The organism is Bradyrhizobium sp. SZCCT0231 (assembly GCF_018130245.1).
Lineage (GTDB): Bacteria > Pseudomonadota > Alphaproteobacteria > Rhizobiales > Xanthobacteraceae > Bradyrhizobium > Bradyrhizobium japonicum_F.
In genome coordinates this window covers 1-21,552 of record NZ_JAFCKP010000014.1, presented here as the reverse complement: position 1 = coordinate 21,552, position 21,552 = coordinate 1, and the positions used below count along the sequence as shown (strand labels likewise).

17 protein-coding genes and 1 tRNA gene are annotated in these 21,552 nt (G+C 65.6%); 4 read left to right on the top strand and 14 right to left on the bottom strand.

Going from position 1 to position 21,552, the window contains the following annotated elements; translation table 11 throughout:
• Positions 1-19 precede the first annotated feature (19 nt).
• Positions 20-484 carry an Lrp/AsnC family transcriptional regulator gene (locus tag JQ566_RS25910; RefSeq protein ID WP_212377634.1) on the bottom strand — a complete coding sequence of 155 codons (465 nt, stop codon included), beginning with the start codon at positions 482-484 and terminating at the stop codon, positions 20-22.
• A gap of 161 nt (positions 485-645) precedes the next feature.
• On the opposite strand from JQ566_RS25910, the gene JQ566_RS25905 reads away from it, so the two are divergent.
• Entirely contained in the window at positions 646-1,659 is a 1,014-nt protein-coding gene (locus JQ566_RS25905; protein WP_212377631.1) for a 1-aminocyclopropane-1-carboxylate deaminase, read from the top strand.
• A 210-nt stretch (positions 1,660-1,869) separates the two neighbouring features.
• Here the strand turns inward: JQ566_RS25905 and recQ are convergent, their stop codons facing one another.
• From recQ to JQ566_RS25870, 7 genes are all read right to left on the bottom strand, one after another.
• On the bottom strand, positions 1,870-3,735 hold the full coding sequence (gene recQ, locus JQ566_RS25900) for a DNA helicase RecQ (RefSeq protein ID WP_212377627.1): 1,866 nt from the start codon (positions 3,733-3,735) through the stop codon (positions 1,870-1,872).
• Between the two features lie 272 nt (positions 3,736-4,007).
• Positions 4,008-4,751, bottom strand: a complete 744-nt coding sequence (locus JQ566_RS25895) for a polysaccharide deacetylase family protein (protein ID WP_212377625.1) — start codon at positions 4,749-4,751, stop codon at positions 4,008-4,010.
• A 105-nt stretch (positions 4,752-4,856) separates the two neighbouring features.
• A complete protein-coding gene (gene metA / locus JQ566_RS25890; RefSeq protein ID WP_212377622.1) occupies positions 4,857-5,852 on the bottom strand; it encodes a homoserine O-succinyltransferase MetA in 996 nt (331 codons plus the stop codon).
• Between the two features lie 12 nt (positions 5,853-5,864).
• Positions 5,865-7,166 carry an O-acetylhomoserine aminocarboxypropyltransferase/cysteine synthase family protein gene (locus JQ566_RS25885; RefSeq protein WP_212377619.1) on the bottom strand — a complete coding sequence of 434 codons (1,302 nt, stop codon included), beginning with the start codon at positions 7,164-7,166 and terminating at the stop codon, positions 5,865-5,867.
• 247 nt (positions 7,167-7,413) lie between these two features.
• Positions 7,414-8,976 carry an amidase family protein gene (locus JQ566_RS25880; protein WP_212377616.1) on the bottom strand — a complete coding sequence of 521 codons (1,563 nt, stop codon included), beginning with the start codon at positions 8,974-8,976 and terminating at the stop codon, positions 7,414-7,416.
• Between the two features lie 123 nt (positions 8,977-9,099).
• A complete protein-coding gene (locus JQ566_RS25875; RefSeq protein WP_212377613.1) occupies positions 9,100-10,134 on the bottom strand; it encodes an aldo/keto reductase in 1,035 nt (344 codons plus the stop codon).
• 10 nt (positions 10,135-10,144) lie between these two features.
• Complete coding sequence (locus JQ566_RS25870; protein WP_212377610.1) at positions 10,145-11,326, bottom strand: MFS transporter; 1,182 nt, start codon at positions 11,324-11,326, stop codon at positions 10,145-10,147.
• 98 nt (positions 11,327-11,424) lie between these two features.
• On the opposite strand from JQ566_RS25870, the gene JQ566_RS25865 reads away from it, so the two are divergent.
• Positions 11,425-12,378, top strand: a complete 954-nt coding sequence (locus JQ566_RS25865) for a LysR family transcriptional regulator (protein WP_212377607.1) — start codon at positions 11,425-11,427, stop codon at positions 12,376-12,378.
• 127 nt (positions 12,379-12,505) lie between these two features.
• On the opposite strand, the gene JQ566_RS25860 is transcribed toward JQ566_RS25865, so the two are convergent.
• Positions 12,506-12,595 (bottom strand) — tRNA-Ser (locus JQ566_RS25860).
• A 194-nt stretch (positions 12,596-12,789) separates the two neighbouring features.
• Here JQ566_RS25860 and JQ566_RS25855 point away from each other — a divergent pair.
• A complete protein-coding gene (locus tag JQ566_RS25855) occupies positions 12,790-13,131 on the top strand; it encodes a hypothetical protein (protein ID WP_212377604.1) in 342 nt (113 codons plus the stop codon).
• A 47-nt stretch (positions 13,132-13,178) separates the two neighbouring features.
• Here the strand turns inward: JQ566_RS25855 and JQ566_RS25850 are convergent, their stop codons facing one another.
• From JQ566_RS25850 to JQ566_RS25840, 3 genes are all read right to left on the bottom strand, one after another.
• Positions 13,179-14,642 (bottom strand): trehalose-6-phosphate synthase, encoded by a 1,464-nt coding sequence (locus tag JQ566_RS25850; protein ID WP_212377601.1) that lies wholly within the window; start codon positions 14,640-14,642, stop codon positions 13,179-13,181.
• Between the two features lie 243 nt (positions 14,643-14,885).
• Positions 14,886-15,704, bottom strand: coding sequence for a trehalose-phosphatase (otsB, locus tag JQ566_RS25845; protein WP_212377599.1), 819 nt, complete (start codon positions 15,702-15,704; stop codon positions 14,886-14,888).
• A gap of 4 nt (positions 15,705-15,708) precedes the next feature.
• On the bottom strand, positions 15,709-17,196 hold the full coding sequence (locus JQ566_RS25840) for an MFS transporter (RefSeq protein WP_212377597.1): 1,488 nt from the start codon (positions 17,194-17,196) through the stop codon (positions 15,709-15,711).
• A gap of 183 nt (positions 17,197-17,379) precedes the next feature.
• Between JQ566_RS25840 and JQ566_RS25835 the strand changes: the two genes are divergently transcribed.
• Positions 17,380-17,769: a DUF3175 domain-containing protein gene (locus JQ566_RS25835; protein WP_212377594.1), complete on the top strand. Its 390-nt coding sequence runs from the start codon at positions 17,380-17,382 to the stop codon at positions 17,767-17,769.
• 256 nt (positions 17,770-18,025) lie between these two features.
• On the opposite strand, the gene JQ566_RS25830 is transcribed toward JQ566_RS25835, so the two are convergent.
• Both JQ566_RS25830 and JQ566_RS25825 read right to left on the bottom strand, forming a co-directional pair.
• Positions 18,026-20,089 carry a methyl-accepting chemotaxis protein gene (locus JQ566_RS25830; protein WP_249139810.1) on the bottom strand — a complete coding sequence of 688 codons (2,064 nt, stop codon included), beginning with the start codon at positions 20,087-20,089 and terminating at the stop codon, positions 18,026-18,028.
• A 406-nt stretch (positions 20,090-20,495) separates the two neighbouring features.
• On the bottom strand, positions 20,496-21,552 hold a 1,057-nt coding region (locus JQ566_RS25825), incomplete at its 5' end, for a methyl-accepting chemotaxis protein (protein ID WP_212377588.1).

Sequence of the window (21,552 nt, the reverse complement as noted above, 5' to 3'; positions counted from 1 at the left end):
GCGCATCAAGAGCTGACGCCTAGAACTCCAGCGGCGCGTTGTCGACGACTTCCTTCATCACGAAGAAGGTCCGGGTCTGGCGCACGCCGGGCAGCGCGATCAGCTGCTCGCCGTGGATGCGGTTGAAATCCTCCATGTCGCCGACGCGGATCTTGAGGAAGTAATCGAAATCGCCGGCGACGAGGTGGCAGTCGAGCACGAATTTCAGTTTTGCGATGGCCTGCTCGAAGGTGGCAAAGCTCTCCGGCGTCGAGCGGTCGAGCACGACGCCGACCATCACCAGCGTGCCCTTTGCCACCTTCTTCGGCGCGACCATGGCTCGGACAGTGGCGATGAAGCCATCCTCGAACAGGCGCTGGGTGCGACGGTGGCAGGTGGCGGGGCTGATTGCAACGGTCTCGGCCAGCTCGGCATTGCTGAGCCGGCCGTTATTCTGAAGCAATCTCAATATCTTAAGATCGGTTCGATCAAGTCTAGGCGCCATGGAAGAAACTTCCGTAATTATCGACTATTCTGGAAGAATTATTAGAGGAATGACCAAATTTTACAACAGTATGCGCAGGATCGGCCCCATATTTGAAAGCACATTTTTCCACGGCAATGCTAGCCACATCACAGATCAACGCTAATCGGGATGACCTGACCATGCTGGAAAAATTCGCGCGCTATCCGCTGACCTTCGGCCCGACGCCGATCGAGAAGCTGGAGCGGTTGTCAAAACATCTCGGCGGCAATGTCGAGATCTACGCCAAGCGCGAGGACTGCAATTCCGGCCTCGCCTATGGCGGCAACAAGCTGCGCAAGCTCGAATACATCATTCCCGATGCGATCGCCTCCAACGCCGACACGCTGGTCTCGATCGGCGGCGTGCAGTCCAACCACACCCGCATGATCGCCGCGGTCGCTGCCAAGATCGGCATGAAGTGCCGCCTGGTGCAGGAAGCCTGGGTGCCGCACGAGGACGCGGTCTATGACCGCGTCGGCAACATCATGCTCTCGCGCATCATGGGCGCCGACGTGCGCCTGGTCGACGACGGCTTCGACATCGGCATCCGCAAGAGCTGGGAGCAGGCGATCGAGGAGGTGAAGGCGGCGGGCGGCAAGCCCTATGCGATTCCCGCCGGCGCCTCCGTGCATAAGTTTGGCGGCCTCGGCTATGTCGGCTTCGCCGAGGAGGTGCGCAAGCAGGAAGCCGAGCTCGGCTTCAAGTTCGACTACATCGTGGTCTGCACCGTCACCGGCTCGACCCATGCCGGCATGCTGGTCGGCTTCGCCGCCGATGGCCGCGCCCGCAAGGTGATCGGCATCGATGCCTCCTTCACGCCCGCCCAGACCAAGGCGCAGGTGCTCGAGATCGCGCAGAACACGGCAAAGCTCGTCGAACTCGGCAAGGACCTCGTCGCCGACGACGTCGTGCTGATCGAGGACTACGCCTATCCCGCCTATGGCGTGCCGTCGGACGAGACCAAGGAGGCGATCCGCCTCACCGCGCGTCTCGAAGGCATGATCACCGACCCCGTCTACGAGGGCAAGTCGATGCAGGGCCTGATCGATCTCGCCAAGAAGGGCTATTTCGAGAAGGGCGCGAAGATCCTCTACGCCCATCTCGGCGGCGCGCCGGCGCTGAACGGGTATGCGTATGCGTTTAGGAATGGGTGAGTGAGGGCATAGCGCTCGCGCCTCCTCTCCACTGTCATCCCGGGCAAGCGTAAGCGCAGACCCGGGGCCCATACGCCGCAGCAATAGTTTTGCGAAGACTCGTGGTTGCCAGCGTACCGCACCAACCTCGTCCTGTGGCTATGGATCCCGGATCTGCGCGCGCTTTGGGCGCGCTGGTCCGGGATGACGATGTGGAGAGTTCGAGGCGACCTACCTTGTCCTGACGATCTGCAGCAGCTCGTCGCCATAATGCTCGAGCTTCTTGTCGCCGATGCCCGGCACGTTGCGTAGCTCGTCGAGCGTGGTCGGCCAGGCCCGGACGATGCCGTCGATGGTTGCATCGTGCAGTACCACATAGGCCGGCACGCCGCGTTCGCGCGCGACCTCAGAACGCCAGGCGCGTAGGCGCGCGCGCAGCTCGGGATCGACATCGCCTTGCGGCGCGCTGGCCGCGGGCGTGAGATCGCCGCGGCGCGATTTGGCCCGGCTCGAACGGATGCGGGTGCCCGGCGCCTCCTCGCGCAGCCACACATCCGTTTCGCCGCGCAGCACACCGCGCGAGGACTCCGTCAGCTTGAGCGCGCCGTAGGCTTCGCTGTCGCTTCGCAAATGGCCCATCGCCACCAATTGCCGCAGCACCGTGCGCCACTGCTTTTCGTTGAGCTCGCGCCCGATGCCGAACACCGACAGCTTGTCGTGACCGAACTGCGTGACCTTCTCGGTCAGGCGCCCGACCAGCACGTCGATCAAATGCATCGCACCGAAGCGCTGGCCGGTGCGATAGACGCAGGACAACAGCTTCTGCGCCAGCACCTTGCCGTCGCTCATCTTCGGCGGCGTCAGGCAATTGTCGCAATTGCCGCAGCTCTCGCCCATCACGATCTCGCCGAAATAGGCGAGCAATCGGCGGCGTCGGCAATGCGGCGTTTCGGCGAGACCGACCAGCGCATCGAGCTTGCCGATCGAGACCCGCTTGAATTCATCGGAAGCGTTGGACTCGTCGATCATGCGGCGCTGTTGCACGATATCGGAGAGGCCATAGGCCATCCAGGCCGCGGATGGCTTGCCGTCACGGCCGGCGCGCCCCGTCTCCTGGTAGTAGGCCTCGATGCTCTTGGGCAGATCCAAATGGGCGACGAAGCGCACGTCGGGCTTGTCGATGCCCATGCCGAACGCGACGGTCGCGACGATGACGATGCCGTCCTCGTTGAGAAAGCGATCCTGGTTGCGCGAGCGCAACGCTCCGTCGAGGCCGGCGTGATAGGGCAGCGCCGCAATGCCGGCCTCCTCCAACGCGGCGGCAACCTCCTCGACGCGGTTGCGCGACAGGCAATAGACCACGCCGGCATCGCCGATGTGGCGCTCGCGGATGAATTCCTTCAGCTGCGACACCGCATTGCGCTTGTCGACGATCTCGTAGCGGATGTTGGGGCGGTCGAAGCTGGAGACGAATTGCGGCGCGCCCGTCAGCTGAAGCCGCTCGACGATCTCCTTGCGCGTCAGCTCGTCGGCGGTCGCGGTCAGCGCGATGCGCGGCACGTCGGGAAAGCGCTCGGCGATGATGGAAAGGCCGACATATTCGGGCCGGAAGTCATGGCCCCATTGCGAGACGCAATGCGCCTCGTCGATCGCGAACAGCGCCACCTTCGCCTGCGCCAGCAGCGACAGGCAGCGCGGCGTGACCAGTCGTTCCGGTGCGACATAGAGCAGGTCGAGGTCGCCCGCGAGCAGGCGCCACTCGATGTCGGAAGCCTCCTGCGGCGTCAGCGACGAGTTCAGCGCGGCAGCATTGACGCCGGCCTCGATCAGGCCGGCGACCTGGTCGCGCATCAAGGCGATCAACGGCGAGACCACGATGCCGCAGCCTTCGCGCAGCAATGCGGGAAGCTGATAGCACAACGACTTGCCGCCGCCGGTCGGCATCAGCACCAGGCAATTGCCGCCGTCGGTGACATGCCGGATGATCTCGCCCTGCGCACCGCGAAAGCCCGGCAGGCCGAACACCGAATGCAAGACCGACAGCGCATCGCGGCGATTGGCCGGCGCAGGCAGCGGAGCGGTGGAGGGAGCGGACATGGGCGGAACAGGTCAGGCCGTGAACTTCGTCACAAGGCCAGTCGCATGCTGGCGTCGGCGTGGCAAGACTGTTTGGGGGGCAGGCAACGCTGCTTCGTCTCCCTCTCCCCGTTCTTACGGGGGCGCGACGAGCTTCGCTCGCGCTGGGAGCGTCGGGGTGAGGAGCCTCTCTCCGCGCATGGGATCGCCGATGGACCTGTACCCCCTCACCCGGATCGCATCTTCGATGCAATCCGACCTCTCCCCGCAAGCGGGGAGAGGTGAAGAAAGAGCTACGCCCCGATTCGTCGCAGCGCCTCTGCGACGGTCACGATCGGCATGTAGCGCTTGCCGGCCGCCTCCAGCGCATGACGCATCAAATGCGGCGTGCAGCCGTAAGGGCTTGGCCTGTCGGCGACGTCGTGGCCGTAGAAGATCAGCCAGCCGCCGCTTGCGACCGCCTCGTCGAAATAGCGATCGATCCCCGCCTGGTCGATCTCGCAATCGACCAAGGGCGAGGCGCGCAGGAACTGGAGGTCGATGACGCCGCTGTTGACACCGGGCAGGATGCCACGCGCGGAATGGAAGGCCTTCGCAAGTTGCGGCTTGCGCCAGATCGAGGCGATCCCATAGGGATAGGCGAAATTCTCCAGCGTGATGGAGGAATCGATGCCGCGGAAATGACTGCGGTTCCGCTCGATCTCGCGAGCCATCGCGGCCTCGTCGAGCGTGGCCGAGCTCCGGTGCGAGAAGGTGTGGCAGGCAATCTCGTGCCCGGCGCGGTGAAGTCGCACGATCGCATCGTTCGACAGGCCATGCCAATGATCCGAGGGACGATCGATCAGGCTGCCGGCGAGGTAATAGGTGCCGCGGCCGCCATGTTGCTCCAGAAGCTCCGCGCCCTCGCCAGCGGCGCTATCGGGGGCATCGTCGAAGGTGAAGCTCACCATGGGCGCATGCGCGGGCAGCCGGTGCGGCGCGGCGCGGAAATGCCGGGCCAGCCGATTGCTCACACGTCCCTGGAGTGCCGACCACACGCTGCGTTTCCCGTGATGTCCTATTTCTCTACTGAAACATTCGTGCGCAGGTTGAGGCAAGCCCAACGCTTGGGTAATCCTAACGCGACACCAAGACCCCTTCGGCTAGCGCGCCGCCGCCGCGTCGGCGCCCGCGCCGAGATAGCGCAACCAATTGCGGAAGAGCACCGCCGCCGCATTGCCGGCGCCGATATCGGCGCGCAAGTTCAGCCCAGGCAGCTCGTTGGTGAGCGCCGGATGGCGCTGGTGTGCCGCCTTCCTCTCGAAGCGGGCCAGCTTCTCTTCCGTCGCTGCGTCAAAATAGCTCACCGGCAGGCGCGGATAGTTCTCGCGCTCCCGCGCGAGATAGCGGCCGATGTCGCGCAGATATTCGCGCTGGAGCGACAGCGCGTCATATTCCGGGTGGCCCTGGAAGAACACGAAACGGCTGGCATATTCGCGAACGAAGACGTCGACGCCGGCCTCCTCCGAGCGTGTCAGCACCTGATAACCGGCCTGCACAAGATCGCTCTCGGCGATCTCGTTCAGGCGTGAATGCGAAACCTTGAGCGGCGCAGGCGCAGCACGGGTCAGGGAATCGCTCGTCACGACGTCGCAATCGAAAATGCCGTGGCACTTGGCCGGCAGCCGCCGCCGCTCAATGCGGTCGAGATGGAGCACCGCGGCATGCGCGGCAAGGCACGACCAGATCGTCGAGCGCGTGTTGATCTTGGCCCAGTCGATCAGGTTCGTGAGGTCGCGCCAGTACGGCTCCCGGTCGAGTTCGGGCGCGATCGGCTCTGCACCTGTCACGATCAGGCCGTCGAACTTGCCGTGTTCGAGATCGGAAAGGTCGGAATACTCGCTCTCGACATGCCATTTCGCTTCCGGCGACCGCTTCACGCTGGGAAGCGAGAAGCAGTGAAAGCGGATACGGCGCGAGCCCGCTGCGGCCTGAAGCAGCTTCATGAACTGCCGCTCGGTCGCCTTCAAGGCGGCATCCGGCATGTTGTTGACGAGACCGATGGTGAGCTCGGCGCCGGCATTGCGCGCGAGATCGTGCGCGGCCGGCACCAGCGTCGGGCCCGCGATGACCTGATCCTTGTCGATCAAGATCGTCATGGACCGCGCCGCCTACTCCGCAGCCTCGCGGCGCGCCGACGGGCAGGCCTTTTCCAGCGCCTGGTCGATGTCCTCGATGATATCAGAGACATGCTCGATGCCGATCGACAGACGGATGGTCTCCGGCAGCACGCCGGCGACGCGCTGCTGCTCCGCCGACATCTGCCGGTGGGTGGTCGAGGCCGGATGACAGGCGAGCGACTTGGCATCGCCGATATTGACGAGCCGCGTGATCAGCTTCAGCGCATCGTAGAAGGTCTTGCCGGCCTCCATGCCGCCCTTGATGCCGAAGGTGAACAGCGAGGAGGCGTTGCCATTCAGGTACTTCTGCACCAGCGGATAATATGGGCTGTCCGGGAAGCCCGTATAATTGACCCAGGCCACGCGCGGATCGCCACGCAGGAATTCGGCGACCTTGCGGGCGTTCTCGACATGGCGCTCCATGCGCAGCGCCACGGTCTCGATGCCCTGGAGCAGTAGGAAGGCGTTGAACGGCGACAGCACCGAGCCCATGGTGCGCTGATAGACGCTGCGCGCGCGCTCGATATAGGCGGTCTTGCCAAAGCGCTCGGCATAGACGAGGCCGTGATAGGAGGCGTCGGGCTTGTTGTAGGCCGGGAAACGGTCGGCGTATTTGGCCCAGGGGAAGTTGCCGGAATCGACGATGGCACCGCCGAGCGTGGTGCCGTGACCGCCCAGGAACTTGGTCAGCGAGTGCACGGCGATGTCGGCGCCGTAGTCGAACGGCTTGAGCAGGATCGGGGTGGCGACGGTGTTGTCGACGATCAGCGGCACGCCATGCGCATGGGCGATTCTAGCCAGCGCCTCGATATCGCAGACATTGCCGGCGGGATTGCCGATGGTCTCGGCGAACACGGCGCGGGTGTTCTCGTCGATCAGCTTCGCGACCGCCTCAGGCTTGTCGCTCTTGGCGAAGCGGCCGGCGATGCCCTGGCGCGGCAGGATGTGGGACAGCAGCGTGTGCGTGGTGCCGTAGAGCTGCGGCACGGACACGATGTTGCCGCCGTGATCGGCGACGTTGACGAAGGCGAAATGCAGTGCGGCCTGCCCGGTCGCGACCGCAAGCGCGCCGACGCCGCCTTCAAGCTGGGCGATGCGTTTCTCCAGCACCGCGCTGGTCGGATTGGCGATGCGGCTGTAACGAAAGCCTTCGGTCTCGAGATTGAACAAGGCTGCGCCATGATCGGCGCTGTCGAAGGCATAGGCCGCGGTCTGGTAGATCGGCACCGCCACCGCGTGCGTGGTGGCTTCGGGCTCGTAGCCGGCGTGAATAGCGATCGTCTCGTTGCGCATCGTGCCACCTCCGCGTGGAGCGGGCCGCACTTATTTGCCTGTATGAGGCATGTGCGTTGTCCGCCGTCCCTCTGTTAGAGGCGGGTGGTAAAGCGGACAATAATTCGCCTAGAGATCGAGGAAGTAACCCTAATGCTTGCTCGCGAATTGACTGGAATTCGGGTTAAAGCGGATTAACGAACGCGCGGAGCCACCCTCGCCCACAAGGGGCGAGGGGCCACCGTCAACGCTGAAACAGCTCGCAGCCTCAGCCCATCGTCTCCCACAGCCGGTGTGCAAGCACGCCGACGCGCTTTTCGATCGCGGCCGCGGCATCGAGTGCGAGATCCTCGCGATAGCGCCCGGCAATCAGCTGCACGCCGATCGGCTTGCCGTCATGGAGCGCCACCGGCACCACCGCGCCGGGCAGCCCGAGCACGTTGATGGCGGAGATGAAGCGGATCTCGCCCCAGAAGATCTCGCGCACGCGCTCGGCGCTGACGGTGTCGTCACGCGGGCCCGGCGTCGGCTTCACCGTGGTCGGCGCCAGCACGACCGGATACTCCTCGAAGAACAATTGCCAGGCGCGGATGTGACCGCTGCGCGCGGCGGTCGCCTGCATCCAGGTCTTGAGATCGAGCACGTTGGCCTTGGCCTTCATGCCGTCCCAGGACTTGTGAAAATCTTCGGACGTGACCTTCAGCATGCCGGCCTCCTGCATCACCACGGTTTCGTTGGTGATGATGTCGCACCAGGTCTGCCAGACCCCGTTGATGTCGGGCACGTCGACCTCGCTGACGCGATAGCCGGACCGTTCGAGATGATCGGCAGCCTGGCGCAGCGCCGCGGCGACAGACCGATCGACGTCCATGTCCTCGGGGATTTTTGCCAGCGCGACCTTGATCGGCCCCTTCGGCCTCTCGCCGACCAGCGGTGCCGGCACCCACCAGGGATCGCGCGGATCGCGCTGGCTCATGACTTCCAAGGCGAGGCGGACGTCGGCGACGTGGCGCGCGAGCGGCCCCTGCGCCGACATCAGATGCGCCAGCATCGGCCGCTCCGCCGTTGCGCTTCCGTTGAAGGCGGGGATGCGGCCCTGCGTCGGCTTGATGGTGGCGACGCCGTTGCAATGCGCCGGCCAGCGCAGCGAGCCGCCGATGTCGTTGCCGTGGGCGATGGTGCCGATGCCCGCCGCGACCGCCGAGCCCGCGCCGCCCGACGAGCCGCCGCAGGTGATATCGGGATCCCAGGGGTTGAGCGTCAGCCCGTGCAGGGGATTGTCGGTGAACCCGCGGAAGGAGAATTCCGGCGTATTGGTCAGCCCGATGACGATCGCGCCGGCCTTCTTCAGGTTGCGGACAACAGGCGCATCGGAGGGTGCGACCAGGTTCTTGTTGGCGGGCACGCCGTTGAAATTCGGCCGGCCCTGGTAGTCGACGTTTTCCTTGATGGTCACAGGCACGCCGTGCAGGAGGCCTAGCTCGCCACCCCTGGCGCGCTGCTTGTCGGCCGCATGGGCCGCGGCAAGCGCTTCTTCCGAGAGATCGACGACGACGGCGTTCAGCCGCGGATTGACGGTGCGCATCCGTTCGAGATGCGCTTCGACCGCCTCGACTGCCGAGATGGCGCCGGACCGGATCGCAGCCGCGGTCTCGACCGCCGACCATTGCCAGGCCGGCCCCTTCGGACGCCGCGGCTTCGCCGATTTTCCGGCAGCGGCCTTTTTGGCCGACTTGGCGACGGCACTCTTGCGGCCGGAGCCCACCTTCCTCGAGGTCTTCGCCGTCTTCTTCAACACACTTTTCTTCTTGGTCGCCGTCTTCTTCGCCACGCCGCATCTCCTAAAATTGCGCGGCGGAGGTTAGGGACGACGTGGGACCCTGTACAGGCGCGATTCTGCATGGCGGATTGTCGCGACGCTCTGTCGCAATCGCGGCCTTCCATGAGCGAGCTCCTACACCAACGGTGGATTGATCCGCGCAAAGCCCTCCTGGACGCGATAGGGATAGTACGGATAAGGCGGCATCACCCCGCTGACCTCATCGAGCCGCTCGATCTGGTCCGCGCTCAGCGACCAGCCGACGGCGCCGAGATTGTCGCGCAGCTGCGCCTCGTCGCGCGCCCCGATGATCACGGAGGAGACCGTGGGACGCGACAGCAGCCAGGCAATCGCGACCTGTGGCACGGTACGACCGGTCGCCGCGGCAATCGCATCCAGCACGTCAACGACGGCGTAGAGGCGCGCATCGTCCACGGGCGGACCGAACTGTGCGGTGGCATGCAGACGGCTTCCTTGCGGCAGCGGCTGGCCGCGCCGGATCTTTCCGGTGAGCCGGCCCCAGCCCAGCGGGCTCCAGACCAGTGCGCCGATGCCCTGATCGCGCGCGAGCGGCATCAGCTCCCATTCATAGTCGCGCCCGAGCAGCGAGTAATAGACCTGGTGCGCGACATAGCGCGGCCGGCCATGCCGGTCCGCGATGGCGAGCGACTTCATCAGCTGCCAGCCGGCGAAATTCGAGACGCCGACATAGCGCAGCTTGCCGGCGCGCACGAGCGTATCGAGCGTGGACAGCACCTCCTCGATCGGCGTGAACGCGTCGAAGGCGTGGAGCTGAAGCAGGTCGACATGGTCGGTGCCGAGCCGGCGCAACGCCGCGTCGACCGAGGCAAGCAGCCGCTGCCGCGACGAGCCGGCATCGAGCGGACCGTCGCCCATCGGCAGGCTCATCTTGGTCGAGATCAGCACCTTGTCGCGGCGCCCCTTGATCGCAGCACCGAGGATCTCCTCGGAGGCGCCGTTCGAGTAGACATCGGCGCTGTCGAACAGATTGACGCCGGCATCGAGGCAGATATCGACGAGCCTGCGGGCCTCATCGGTGCCGCTGCGGCCCCAGGCGGAGAACAACGGACCCTGGCCGCCGAACGTGCCGGTGCCGAAGCTGAGGACGGGGACTTTGAGCCCGGAAGCGCCGAGATTGCGGTATTCCATGATCGCTCTCCTATTCCGCCGGGCACGCCGCGACTGCGGTCGCCGTGCGATCGAGCTGGAGACTCCACAGCGCCAGCACGAGACCAATGGCCGTGATCCCGGCCGCAACCAGCGGCAGCGCGGACAGACCGAGCCCGCGGTCGATGGTGACGCCGCCGGCCCAGGCGCCGAGTGCGTTGCCGAGATTGAACGCGGCGATGTTGAGGCTGGAAGCGAGCGTGCGACCGCTGGGGCCGGCGGCCTCCAGCACACGAAGCTGGAGCGGGGCGACGGTTGCGAAGGCGGCGATGCCAAGCAGCAGGATCAGCGCGATGGAAAGAATCTTGATCGATAGCACGGCGGCCAGGCCAAGCAGCACGATCGCAAGCGCGGCTAGCGTGCCGGTCAGGGCCCGTGCGAGACCGCGGTCCGCAAGCCGGCCGCCTGCGACGTTGCCGACCGCAAGGCCGGCGCCGAACACCAGCAGGATCGGCGAGACGGCAGCTTCCGAAAAGCCGGTGAAGCGCGTCAGGATCGGCTGGATATAGGTGAAGACGGCGAACAGTCCGGCGAAGCCGAACACGGTCATGGCAAGGCCGAGCAGCACCTGCGGCCGGCCGAGCACGGCCACTTCTTCGGCAAGCGAGATCGGCTTGTCGCCATTGCCGACATGGCCGGGGACGAGCAGCGCGACCACCGCGAACGCAATCACGCCGATGACCGTCACCGCCCAGAACGCCGCGCGCCAGCCGAGCATCAGGCCAAACCAGGCGCCGAAGGGCACACCCAGCAGCGTCGCGACCGTCAGGCCGATGAACATGGTGGCGATCGCAGACGCGCGCTTGTCCTCGGCGACGAGGCCGGTGGCCACGACCGAACCGACACCGAAGAACGTGCCGTGGGCGAGCGAGGTCAGCACGCGCGCGGCCATCAGCAATTCGTAAGTGGGCGCCAGCGCGCAAGCCGCATTGCCCAGCGTGAAGATCGCCATCAGCGCCAGCAGCACCGTTTTCCGCGGCATCCGCCGCGTCGCCAGCGTCAACACCGGCGCGCCGACGAACACGCCGAGCGCATAGCCTGATATCAGCAGGCCCGCGACCGGCACCGAGACATGCATGTCGGCGGCGACCTGCAGCAGCAAGCCCATGATGATGAATTCAGTGGTGCCGATGCCGAAGGCACCGGCGGTGAGCGCGAGGACGGCGGGAGGCATGCGTTGCTCCAAGGGATGAGACGAGCCACGCAGATAGCGGCGCTGCGGCGAAACCGTTAGAATGTCCGCAATCCAATCATTTGTGACGTGAATTCAACATGGCCCGTTTCGACACCAATCGCTCGGCCGAGATGGAGGTCTTCGTCCGCGTCGTCGACCTCGGTGGCTTCACCCAGGCCGCGCGAAAGCTGCGCCTGACGCCGTCGGGCGTCAGCAAGCTGATCTCGCGGCTGGAGGCGCGCCTCGGCGCGCGGCTGGTCAACCGCACCACGCGCAAGCTGACGCTGACGGCGGAAGGCCAGGCCTTCTACGAGCGCTCGTTGCGCATCCTCGCCGAGATGGAGGAGGCCGAGCGCGAGGCGGCCTCAGGTGCAGCGCCGCGCGGCCGCCTCACGGTCAATTGCAACATTCCCTTCGGCATGCTGCATGTGATGCCGTTGATCCCGCGCTTTCTGAAGCAGCATCCCGACGTCACGCTCGACCTCGTGCTGACCGATACCGTGGTCGACCTGATGCAGGAGCGTGCCGACGTCGCCATTCGCGTCGGCCCGTTGCGGGCATCGCGCCTGGTCGCGCGAAAGCTCGGCACCAGCCGCATGGTCGTGGTCGGCGCGCCGGACTATCTCGCCCGCTGCGGCACGCCGAAGACACCGGCCGATCTCGCCGATCACCGCGGCATCGGCTGGACCTTTCCGCGCAGCATCCGCGGCTGGCCGTTCAGGCGTGGCGACCACACCGAGGAGGCCCTGCCCCCGCCCGTCGCGCGCGCCAGCGACGGCGAAGCCGCCCGCCGCCTCTGCCTCGGCGGTGTCGGTCTCGCGCGCCTCGCCCTCTTCCACATCGGCCCCGACATCCAATCCGGCCGCCTCGTCCCGGTGCTGCAAGGCTACAATCCCGGCGACCGCGAAGACATTCACGCCGTCTATGTCGGCCACACCGCCCCGCTCCCGGCACGCGTGCGCACGTTCATCGATTTCCTGGCCGAGCACGTGCGGGTGAGCGACCCCGCGCTGAAGCGGGTGGGAGATGGGAAGTGGAAATTGGTGGGGTGAGGTGGCGGAGGGCTCAGAAGAAGCTTGACCCCGACCGGCTTGCCGAGCCGAAGCAAACGGCAACGAGTCCACCTTCGACCTGCGGGCTTCGGCGTGACAGCCTTGCGCAAACTTCGTTTGCGAAGGCTGGCGGAGAGAGTGGGATTCGAACCCACGGTACGGTTTCCCGCACACACGCTTTCCAAGCGTGCGCCTTAAGCCACTCGGCCATCTCTCCGGAGCGCCCTCTCTTGAAGGGGCGCCGACGATTTTGCAAGGGATCGCGGGGATATCCGGCGATTTTTCCGCAACTTATTGTATTTGCAGGATAATATCTTGCCTCATACGTGCCTTGACCCACCTGCCGGCTGAACCGCAGGCGGGTTTGGCGCGACGATTCACGGCAAGCCGCCAAACACCACCGGTGACGCCATGACCATCTGCAAGACCATCGCCGCCCTTGGCCTGATTTCGGCTCTCGGCTCCGCCTTTGCCGCCCCGGCCCTGGCCCAAGTCTGCACCCGGCAGGGCGTCGACGTCAGTTGCGACGATGGCCGGCGCGGGGTGCTTTCGGGCGACGCCATCCTCTGGCCGGACGGCACGCGCTCCAGCTCGACGCCGCATCAGAGCGTCATCATCGGCAACAAGAGCTCGGTGCATGTCGGGCCCGGCGTGTTCGTCGGCCAGGGCAAGGGCGTGGTGCCGCTGGACGATCCCAACGCGCCGAACAAGCGGCGATGCGCGATTCTGGATGGCGTGTCGTATTGCTATTGAGGTGCCGTTTTTCACCTCTCCCCGCAAGAACGGGAGAGGGAGAAGAACTAGATCAACCGCACGCCCGATATCGCCGACTTCAGCCAGCGCAGCGCCTGCGGCGGCTGGGCTGCGAGCGGGGCGACAGCGGCCTTCTCGGTGCGGCACTTCTCGAGCTCGGCGACGAAATCGCCGGACCATTGCTGGATGGTGTGACCGCGCAGCTTCTTCATCATCGCGTCCCAGCGCATCTTGCGCTCGGTGAGCGGCATGGATGCCGCGACCGCAATCGCGCGGGCCATGCCGTCGATGTCGTGCGGATTGACCTGCAGCGCGGCGTCGAGCTCGTTGGCCGCGCCCGCGAACTTCGACAGCACCAGCACGCCGGGATCGACCGGGTTTTGCGCAGCGACATATTCCTTGGCGACGAGATTCATGCCGTCGTGCAGCGGCGTCACCACGCCGATCTGCGCGGTGCGATAGAGACCCGCGAGCACGGTCTGGCTGAAGCCTTTGTTCAAATAGCGGATCGGCGTCCAGTCGACCTCGCCGTGGCGGCCATTGACGTCGGTGACGAGGCGCGCGACCTCATTCTGGAGATTGCCATAGGCCTCGATGCCGCCGCGCGAGGGATTGGCGATCTGGAGCAGCGAGATGCTGCGCGCAAACTGCGGCTGCTCGGTCCAGAGCCGGTCGAACGCGCTGATGCGGTTGACGAGGCCCTTGGAATAGTCGAGCCGGTCGACGCCGATCGCGAGGCGCTCGCCGTCGAGGCTGCGGCGCAGGCGCGATACATCAGGATGCGAGGCCGATTTCGCGGCATAGGCCGCGAACTTCTCCGCGTCGATGCCGATGGGGAAGACTTCGCAGCGCGTGCGCCCATGCTGCGAGATCGCAACGCCGTCCTCGATGGCGAGGCCGAGCTCGCCGCCGACATAACCGAGAAAATTCTGGCGATCTTCCTCGGTCTGGAAGCCGAGCAGATCGTAGGCAAGCATCGCCGTGATCAGCTCGCGATGGTTGGGCACGCCCTGTATCACCGCGGCGACGGGCCACGGCGTATGCAGGAAGAAGCCGAGGGGATCATGGACGCCGAGGTCGCGCAGCTCGGCGCCAAGGGCGAGGAAATGATAATCCTGCACCCAGAACGCGGTTTTGGCTTTTCGGAAGCGCAACAGGGCCCGCGCCATGAAGGCGTTGACCTCGCGATAGCTGACATAGTCCTCGCGCGAGACGCGGATCAGGTCGCTGCGCGAATGCAGCGCCGGCCACAGTGCCGAATTGGCGAAGCCTTCGTAATAGCCGCCGTAATGCGCCGCCGGCAGATCCAGCGTCGCAATCGCGCCCGTCCCGAGCGCCTCGATCTCGGCGAAGGGTTCCTTCTGATGGCCGTCACGCACCCGGCCGGAAGAACCGACCCAGATCGCACCAGAATGTTCCACCACGGGAAGCAATGCCGCAGCAAGGCCGCCCGTCATGGGCTCGCTGGGCTTGCCGCGGGCGACGCGATTCGAAACGACGATCAAGTTCACAGGTCGTCCCCTCCTGTTCATTCCACCCCGTTTAACTGCCGTTCATCAATATGGTTCCTGATCATCGTTTCAACCAATTGAAACCAAAATCGGGCGCGCGCGTTGGAACCCGCTTCGCTTGCGGAAACTCGGGAATTTCGCTGCAAAAGACAGCTTTTCCGTTTCTGCTGCGCGGCATGCATTGCGGCGCGCAACGGTGTGGGGCCGAGGGATTTATGTCTGCGAGGTGGCGCCGCCTTCGTTTCACCTCGGATCGAGCAGGCGTGCAAGGAAGGTACGCACATCGCTCGGCGCATCGAAGTGGCCATTCACGCCCATGGCGCGGCGGCCGACCGAGAAGGCGAGCCCGTCCATGTCGGGCATGATCGCGAACACCGTTTCATCGGTGACGTCGTCGCCGATGAACAACGGGCGTCGTCCGCTGAACGGCTCGTGCTTCATCAATTCGCGCACGCCGCTCGCCTTGGTGAAGCCGGAATGCTTGATCTCGCAGACGAACTTGCCCGGCAGTACCTCGATCGGCGCACTGGGCAGATCGGCGCGGATCAGCGAAACGGCTTCGTAAATCGCCTTCTCCGCATGCGGCGCAAGGCGGTAATGCAGCGCGAGCGAATAGCCCTTGTCCTCGAGCAGGATGCCAGGGCTGAGCTTGGCGATGGCAGCCAGGCGCCGCTTCAGCTCCTTGTCGAGCGGCGGCGCGTGCACGTCATCTGCTTCACTCTCCACCGACAACCGCATCTCCGCGCCATGGCCGGCGACGGCGCGAAACACGTCGGGCGCGAAAATCAGATCGATGTCGTTGAGCGAGCGGCCGCTGACCAGCGCCAGCGCCCCGGAGGTGCGCTCGGTCAGATGCTTCAGCGTTTCCGAGAGGCCCGGCGGCACCCACACCTCGCGCGGCGTCGGCATCAGGTCGAGCAGCGTGCCGTCGATGTCGAGCAGAATGGCGATCTCATCGAGATGCGGTACCAGCGCATGCGGCACCGGCACCGTCTCCGGCGTATCGTCATCCAGCATGGTGCGCTTCTCTTCCAACGCCATTTCCGCAAGTTCCGATTTCATCAGTCTACTCCATAAAGGCGAGCGGGCGTGCGACGTGTTCGAGCGATTTGCGCTCCGCGGAGACGGCATAGCGCCATGCCACGATCGCAGCCGCGATCATCAGGACTGCCCCCAGCAGATAGCCGGCGAACACGCTGTTGCGCGATCCCGTGTCGATCAGCGCGCCGAACAGCGCCGGCCCGATCACGCCGCCGATGCCGGTGCCGACCGCATAGAACACCGCGATCGCCAGCGCGCGCACTTCGAGCGGGAAGTTCTCGCTGACGGTGAGATAGGCTGCGCTCGCGGCAGGCGAGGCAAAGAAGAAGATCACCATCCAGGCGATGGTCTGCCCCTGCGCGCTCAGCACGCCGATCGAGAACAGATAGCCTGACAGCGCCAGCAACAGGCCCGATGCGCCATAGGTGAACATGATCATGGCGCGGCGGCCGAGCGTATCGAACAGGCGGCCGAGCAGCAGGGGCCCGAGGAAATTGCCGGCAGCGAAGGGTAAGAGGTACCAGCCGACGTGATCGGCGCTGATGCCGTAGAAATCGGTCAGCACCAGCGCAAAGGTGAAGAAGATGGCGTTGTAGAAGAACGCCTGCGCGCTCATCAGCACGAGGCCGACCAGCGCACGCTGGCGATAGGCCGAGAACAACGTGTGGACGACCTCACGGATTGGCGTGTGATCGCGCATCTTCAAGCGGATCTTGGTGAAGCGCCCGTCGGTCGTATCCTGGTCCTGCCCGATCACCGAGCGCTCGATCCCGTCGACGATGGCATGGGCCTCGTCGGGACGGCCATGGATCATCAGCCAGCGCGGACTTTCCGGGATCCACATTCGCATCAACAGCACGACGAGGCCGATGGCCGCACCGATCAGATAAGCCAGCCGCCAGCCGAGATCAGGCCCGATCGTTGCGGGATCGAGCAGCACGATGGCCGCCACAGCGCCCATCGCAGCACCGATCCAGAAGCTGCCGTTGATGACGAGATCGGTCCAGCCGCGATAGCGTGCCGGCACCAGCTCCTGGATGGTCGAGTTGATCGCGGTGTATTCGCCGCCGATGCCGGCGCCGGTGAGGAAGCGGAATAGCGCGTAGCTCGCGACATCCCACGACAGCGCGGTCGCGGCCGTTGCCGAGAGATAGAGCGCGAGCGTGATGAAGAACAGCTTCTTGCGGCCGATGCGATCGGTCAGCCAGCCGAAGCCGAGCGCGCCGAGCACGGCGCCGGCGAGATAGGCGGAGTTGGCGATGCCGAGATCGAGATTGGAGAAATGCAGCGACGGACTCTGCTTCAGCGCACCCGAGAGCGCGCCGGCCAGAGTGACCTCGAGCCCGTCGAGAATCCAGGTGATGCCCAGTGCGAGCACGACGCGGGTGTGAAAGCCGCTCCACGGCAGTGCGTCGAGCCGCGAGGGAATGCTGGTCTCGACGATACGGTCGGTCGCGGTCGCCGCCGGGACTACGGGTGCATAGTTCAGCGCTGGGTTTTGTTGCAATTCCATCGGGTTGTTGCGTCTGATCAATGGAAGCGGCCCCGGTTCACAGGACGTGGACGGGGTCGGTCCGATCATTGGGGGTGCGGCATTCAGCCTGCCACTTGCGACAACGTCTGCGATGAGGCCCGGTTCCCACGGGAACAGCTTCCAAGGACACCCGTTTCCGATTGAGCTCCAAGGAGTTGACGCATGGCTCAGGTCAGAAAGACGACACATTCACGGAAGACAGGCGCACGGAAGACAGGCGCGCGCAGCACCGCGCGTCGCAAGGCGAGCATGACGCGCAAGAGGTCAAGTCGCCGTGCAGCACCGAAGCGCTGGTCGCAACGGGTGACTGAGGAGAGCGACGCGCTCGATCTCGAGCGCGGTGTGTTCAAGCTCAGGGATCCCCGGAAGATCGCGGCCTCGCTGAAGCGCTCGGCCGAGCACAGCTCCCGCCGCAAGACCGGCGCCTACCGCTCCGCGCTGTCGATGCTGACCTTCTACATCAACCGCGCCGGCAAGACACTGCCGAAGACGCAGCGCACGCGGCTGGAGCGGGCGAAGGTCGAGCTGAAGCGGGCGTTCGGAAGGGAATAAGACTCGCGCGCTTCTGACTCCGCCGTCGTCCCGGACAAGCAAAGCTCCCGGCAACGCGCAGCGTGCGGGGAGCGGAGCGCAGATCCGGGACCCATACTCCGCAGCGTTCGCTTGGCGAAGACTCGGAGTTGCCAGCTTGCGCCGCAACTGCTCCCTGGGAGTATGGGTCCCGGATCGGCGCGCGCCTGAGGGCGCGCTTGTCCGGAACGACGGCGGAGAATGAGGCAGCGGCGCGGACCTCAGAGGCCTGCGCCCCCTACGCCGCCCGGATATTGCCCATGAAGCGGTCGAGCTCGGCGCGGAGGCGGGTGCTTTCGCTCGACAGGGTCTTCGCCGAATTCAGCACCTCTTCCGAGGCCGAGCCGGTCTCGGCGGCGCCGCGATTGACCTCGCCGATATCGGTGGCCGCGGCCTGGGTGCCCTGCGCGACGGTCTGGACGCTGCGGGCGATCTCCTGGGTGGCCGCACCCTGCTGCTCGACCGCACTCGCGATCGAGGTCGAGATCGACGAGATCTGGCCGATGGTCGTGCCGATCTCCTTGATCGCGGCAACCGATTCGGCGGTGGCGCCCTGCATGCCCGCGATGTGCGAGGAGATCTCGTCGGTGGCCTTCGCGGTCTGGCTCGCCAGCGACTTCACCTCGCTCGCAACCACGGCAAAGCCACGGCCAGCCTCGCCGGCGCGGGCGGCCTCGATGGTGGCGTTGAGCGCGAGCAGGTTGGTCTGCTCGGCGATCGCCGTGATCAGCTTGACCACCTCGCCGATCTGCTGGGCGGCATGCGACAGCTTGCCGATCCGCCCGTCGGTTTCCTTGGCCTGCACCACGGCAGCCTCGGCGATGCGGCTGGAATCGCGGACCTGGCGGCCGATCTCCTCGACCGAGGCCGAGAGCTCTTCCGTCGCGGTCGCGACCGATTGCATATTGCTGGAGGCCTGCTCGGAGACGCCGGCGACCTGGCTCGACAGGCTCTGCGTGGTCTCGGCGGTGCGGGTCAGCGTCGAGGCCGCCGATTCCAGCTGCACGGCCGAGGCCGAGACGTTGGAGACGATGGCGCCGACCGCGCTCTCGAAATCGTCGGCAAAGCGGATCAGCTCGGCGCGGCGGCTTGCGGCCTGCTCCCGGTTCTGGACCTCGCTGGCGGCGGCATCGCGCTCGGCCTTGGCGACCGCCTGAACCTTGAACTCCTCGACCGCGCCGGCCATCTCGCCAATCTCGTCCTTGCGGCCGAGGCCGGGCAGCACGACGTCGAAATTGCCCGAGGCGAGCTCCCGCATCGCCTTGCACATCGCGATCATCGGACGCGAGATGCCGTTGCCGAGCCACAAGGCCAGCACGATACCCACGGCCAGCCCGCCCAGCGCCATCATCAGCATCAGTTGCTCGGTCTCTCCGATCGTCGCATTGGCGCTCGCCTCGATGCGTTGCTGGTCCGCGGTCAGATCCGAACGCAGCTCGGCCGAGAGCTTGAGGATGGTCGCCGCCGTCTTGGTCATCTCGCCGTTCAGCTTGACGATGACCTTCACGTTCTCGGTCAGCTTTGCGAACGAGGTGCGGTACTGCTTCAAGAGATCGCCGATCTCCTTGACGCGATCCGTGATCTTCTGGTCGTTCGCGTAGACGGAGACCAGCAGCGTCTCGAGGAACTTGATGCGGGCGATCACGCCGTCGGCGGTCTTCGGCTCCGGCTTGGCCACGAAAGCGCTGACCGAGGTGGAGACGGCCAGATATTGCGAGGTGACATCCTTGGCCGTGCTCTGAACCGAGTTCAGGCCCGCCAGCGCTGCGGTGTCGGCGAGATCGTCGAATTTGAAACGGATCTTGTTGCCGACACTGTTGAGCTCGTCGGCCGCGATCTTGTTGTTCGCGCGCGTCAGCGTGATGATCTCGCCGAAGACTTTCGTAAAGCTCTGGAACTCGGCCTCGAGCTTGCCGACCTGCTCGCGGCGGGCCGCGCCGGTCGTCGCGGCCATCGACTTGGCGATCGCGCTCTTCAGATTCCCTTCAGCGGCCTTGGCCGCGGTCTCGTCATCCACAGCGCCGGTCAGGGTATAGGCCCGTGCCAGTCCCTGATAGGCGATCAGGTCGCGATCGACCGTCCGCGCCAGGTCGGCTTCCGATACGCTGGTGCGGTAGGATGCCACAGCGCCAGCGATCCGCTCGAAGCCGAAATAGGCAAATGTCATGCTGACGGCGAGGATGGCGAGCACCGCCACGAAGCCGAGGATGATTTTTGCGCGAAAACGCAGCGTTGGCAGCTTCGATTGACTCGACTTGGATTGGCTCGACTTGGATTCGCTCGACTTGGACTTGACCGACATTCCCCCACCCCATTCCATTCGCGGAAAACCAGGCGCAGCCCGGAAGCAGCCCGCTTCCCGACTCTTCTGCACGTTACGGGGCAAAGGATAAGCTGCGGTAAATTTGTGGCGCCGCAACTGGCGGTTAGGTGACGCGGGAATTGTTAAGGCCCGCTTTCCCGCGCCGTTACAAATCGATTGCCGCACCCCTTGCTCCGCTGTCGTCCCGGACAAGCGCGCCCAAAGCGCGCGCCGATCCGGGATCCATAGCCACAGGGAGTGGTTTGGCGAAGACTCGGAGTTGCCACCGTCCGTCCCAACGACGCCTGGGGAGTATGGGTCCCGGATCGGCGCGCGCCTGAGGGCGCGCTTGTCCGGGACGACGGCGGGGTATGAGGGGGATAGCGTGACCTCAGAGGCTGCGAACCTACGCCGCCCGGATATTGCCCATGAAGCGGTCGAGCTCGGCGCGGAGGCGGGTGCTTTCGCTCGACAGGGTCTTGGCCGAGTTCAGCACCTCTTCCGAGGCCGAGCCGGTCTCGGCGGCGCCGCGGTTGACCTCGCCGATATCGGTGGCCGCGGCCTGGGTGCCCTGGGCGACGGTCTGGACGCTGCGGGCGATCTCCTGGGTGGCCGCACCCTGCTGCTCGACCGCGCTCGCGATCGAGGTCGAGATCGACGAGATCTGGCCGATGGTCGTGCCGATCTCCTTGATCGCGGCAACCGATTCGGCGGTGGCGCCCTGCATGCCTGCGATGTGCGAGGAGATCTCGTCGGTGGCCTTCGCGGTCTGGCTCGCCAGCGACTTCACCTCGCTCGCAACCACCGCAAAGCCGCGGCCGGCCTCGCCGGCGCGGGCGGCCTCGATGGTGGCGTTGAGCGCGAGCAGGTTGGTCTGCTCGGCGATCGCCGTGATCAGCTTGACCACCTCGCCGATCTGCTGGGCGGCATGCGACAGCTTGCCGATGCGGCCGTCGGTTTCCTTGGCCTGCACCACGGCAGCCTCGGCGATGCGGCTGGAATCGCGGACCTGGCGGCCGATCTCCTCGACCGAGGCCGAGAGCTCTTCCGTCGCGGTCGCGACCGACTGCATGTTGGAGGAGGCCTGCTCGGAGACGCCGGCGACCTGGCTCGACAGGCTCTGGGTGGTCTCGGCGGTGCGGGTCAGCGTCGAGGCCGCCGATTCCAGCTGCACGGCCGAGGCCGAGACGTTGGAGACGATGGCGCCGACCGCGCTCTCGAAATCGTCGGCAAAGCGGATCAGCTCGGCGCGGCGGCTTGCGGCCTGCTCCCGGTTCTGGACCTCGCTGGCGGCGGCATCGCGCTCGGCCTTGGCGACCGCCTGAACCTTGAACTCCTCGACCGCGCCGGCCATCTCGCCAATCTCGTCCTTGCGGCCGAGGCCGGGCAGCACGACGTCGAAATTGCCCGAGGCGAGCTCCCGCATCGCCTTGCACATCGCGATCATCGGACGCGAGATGCCG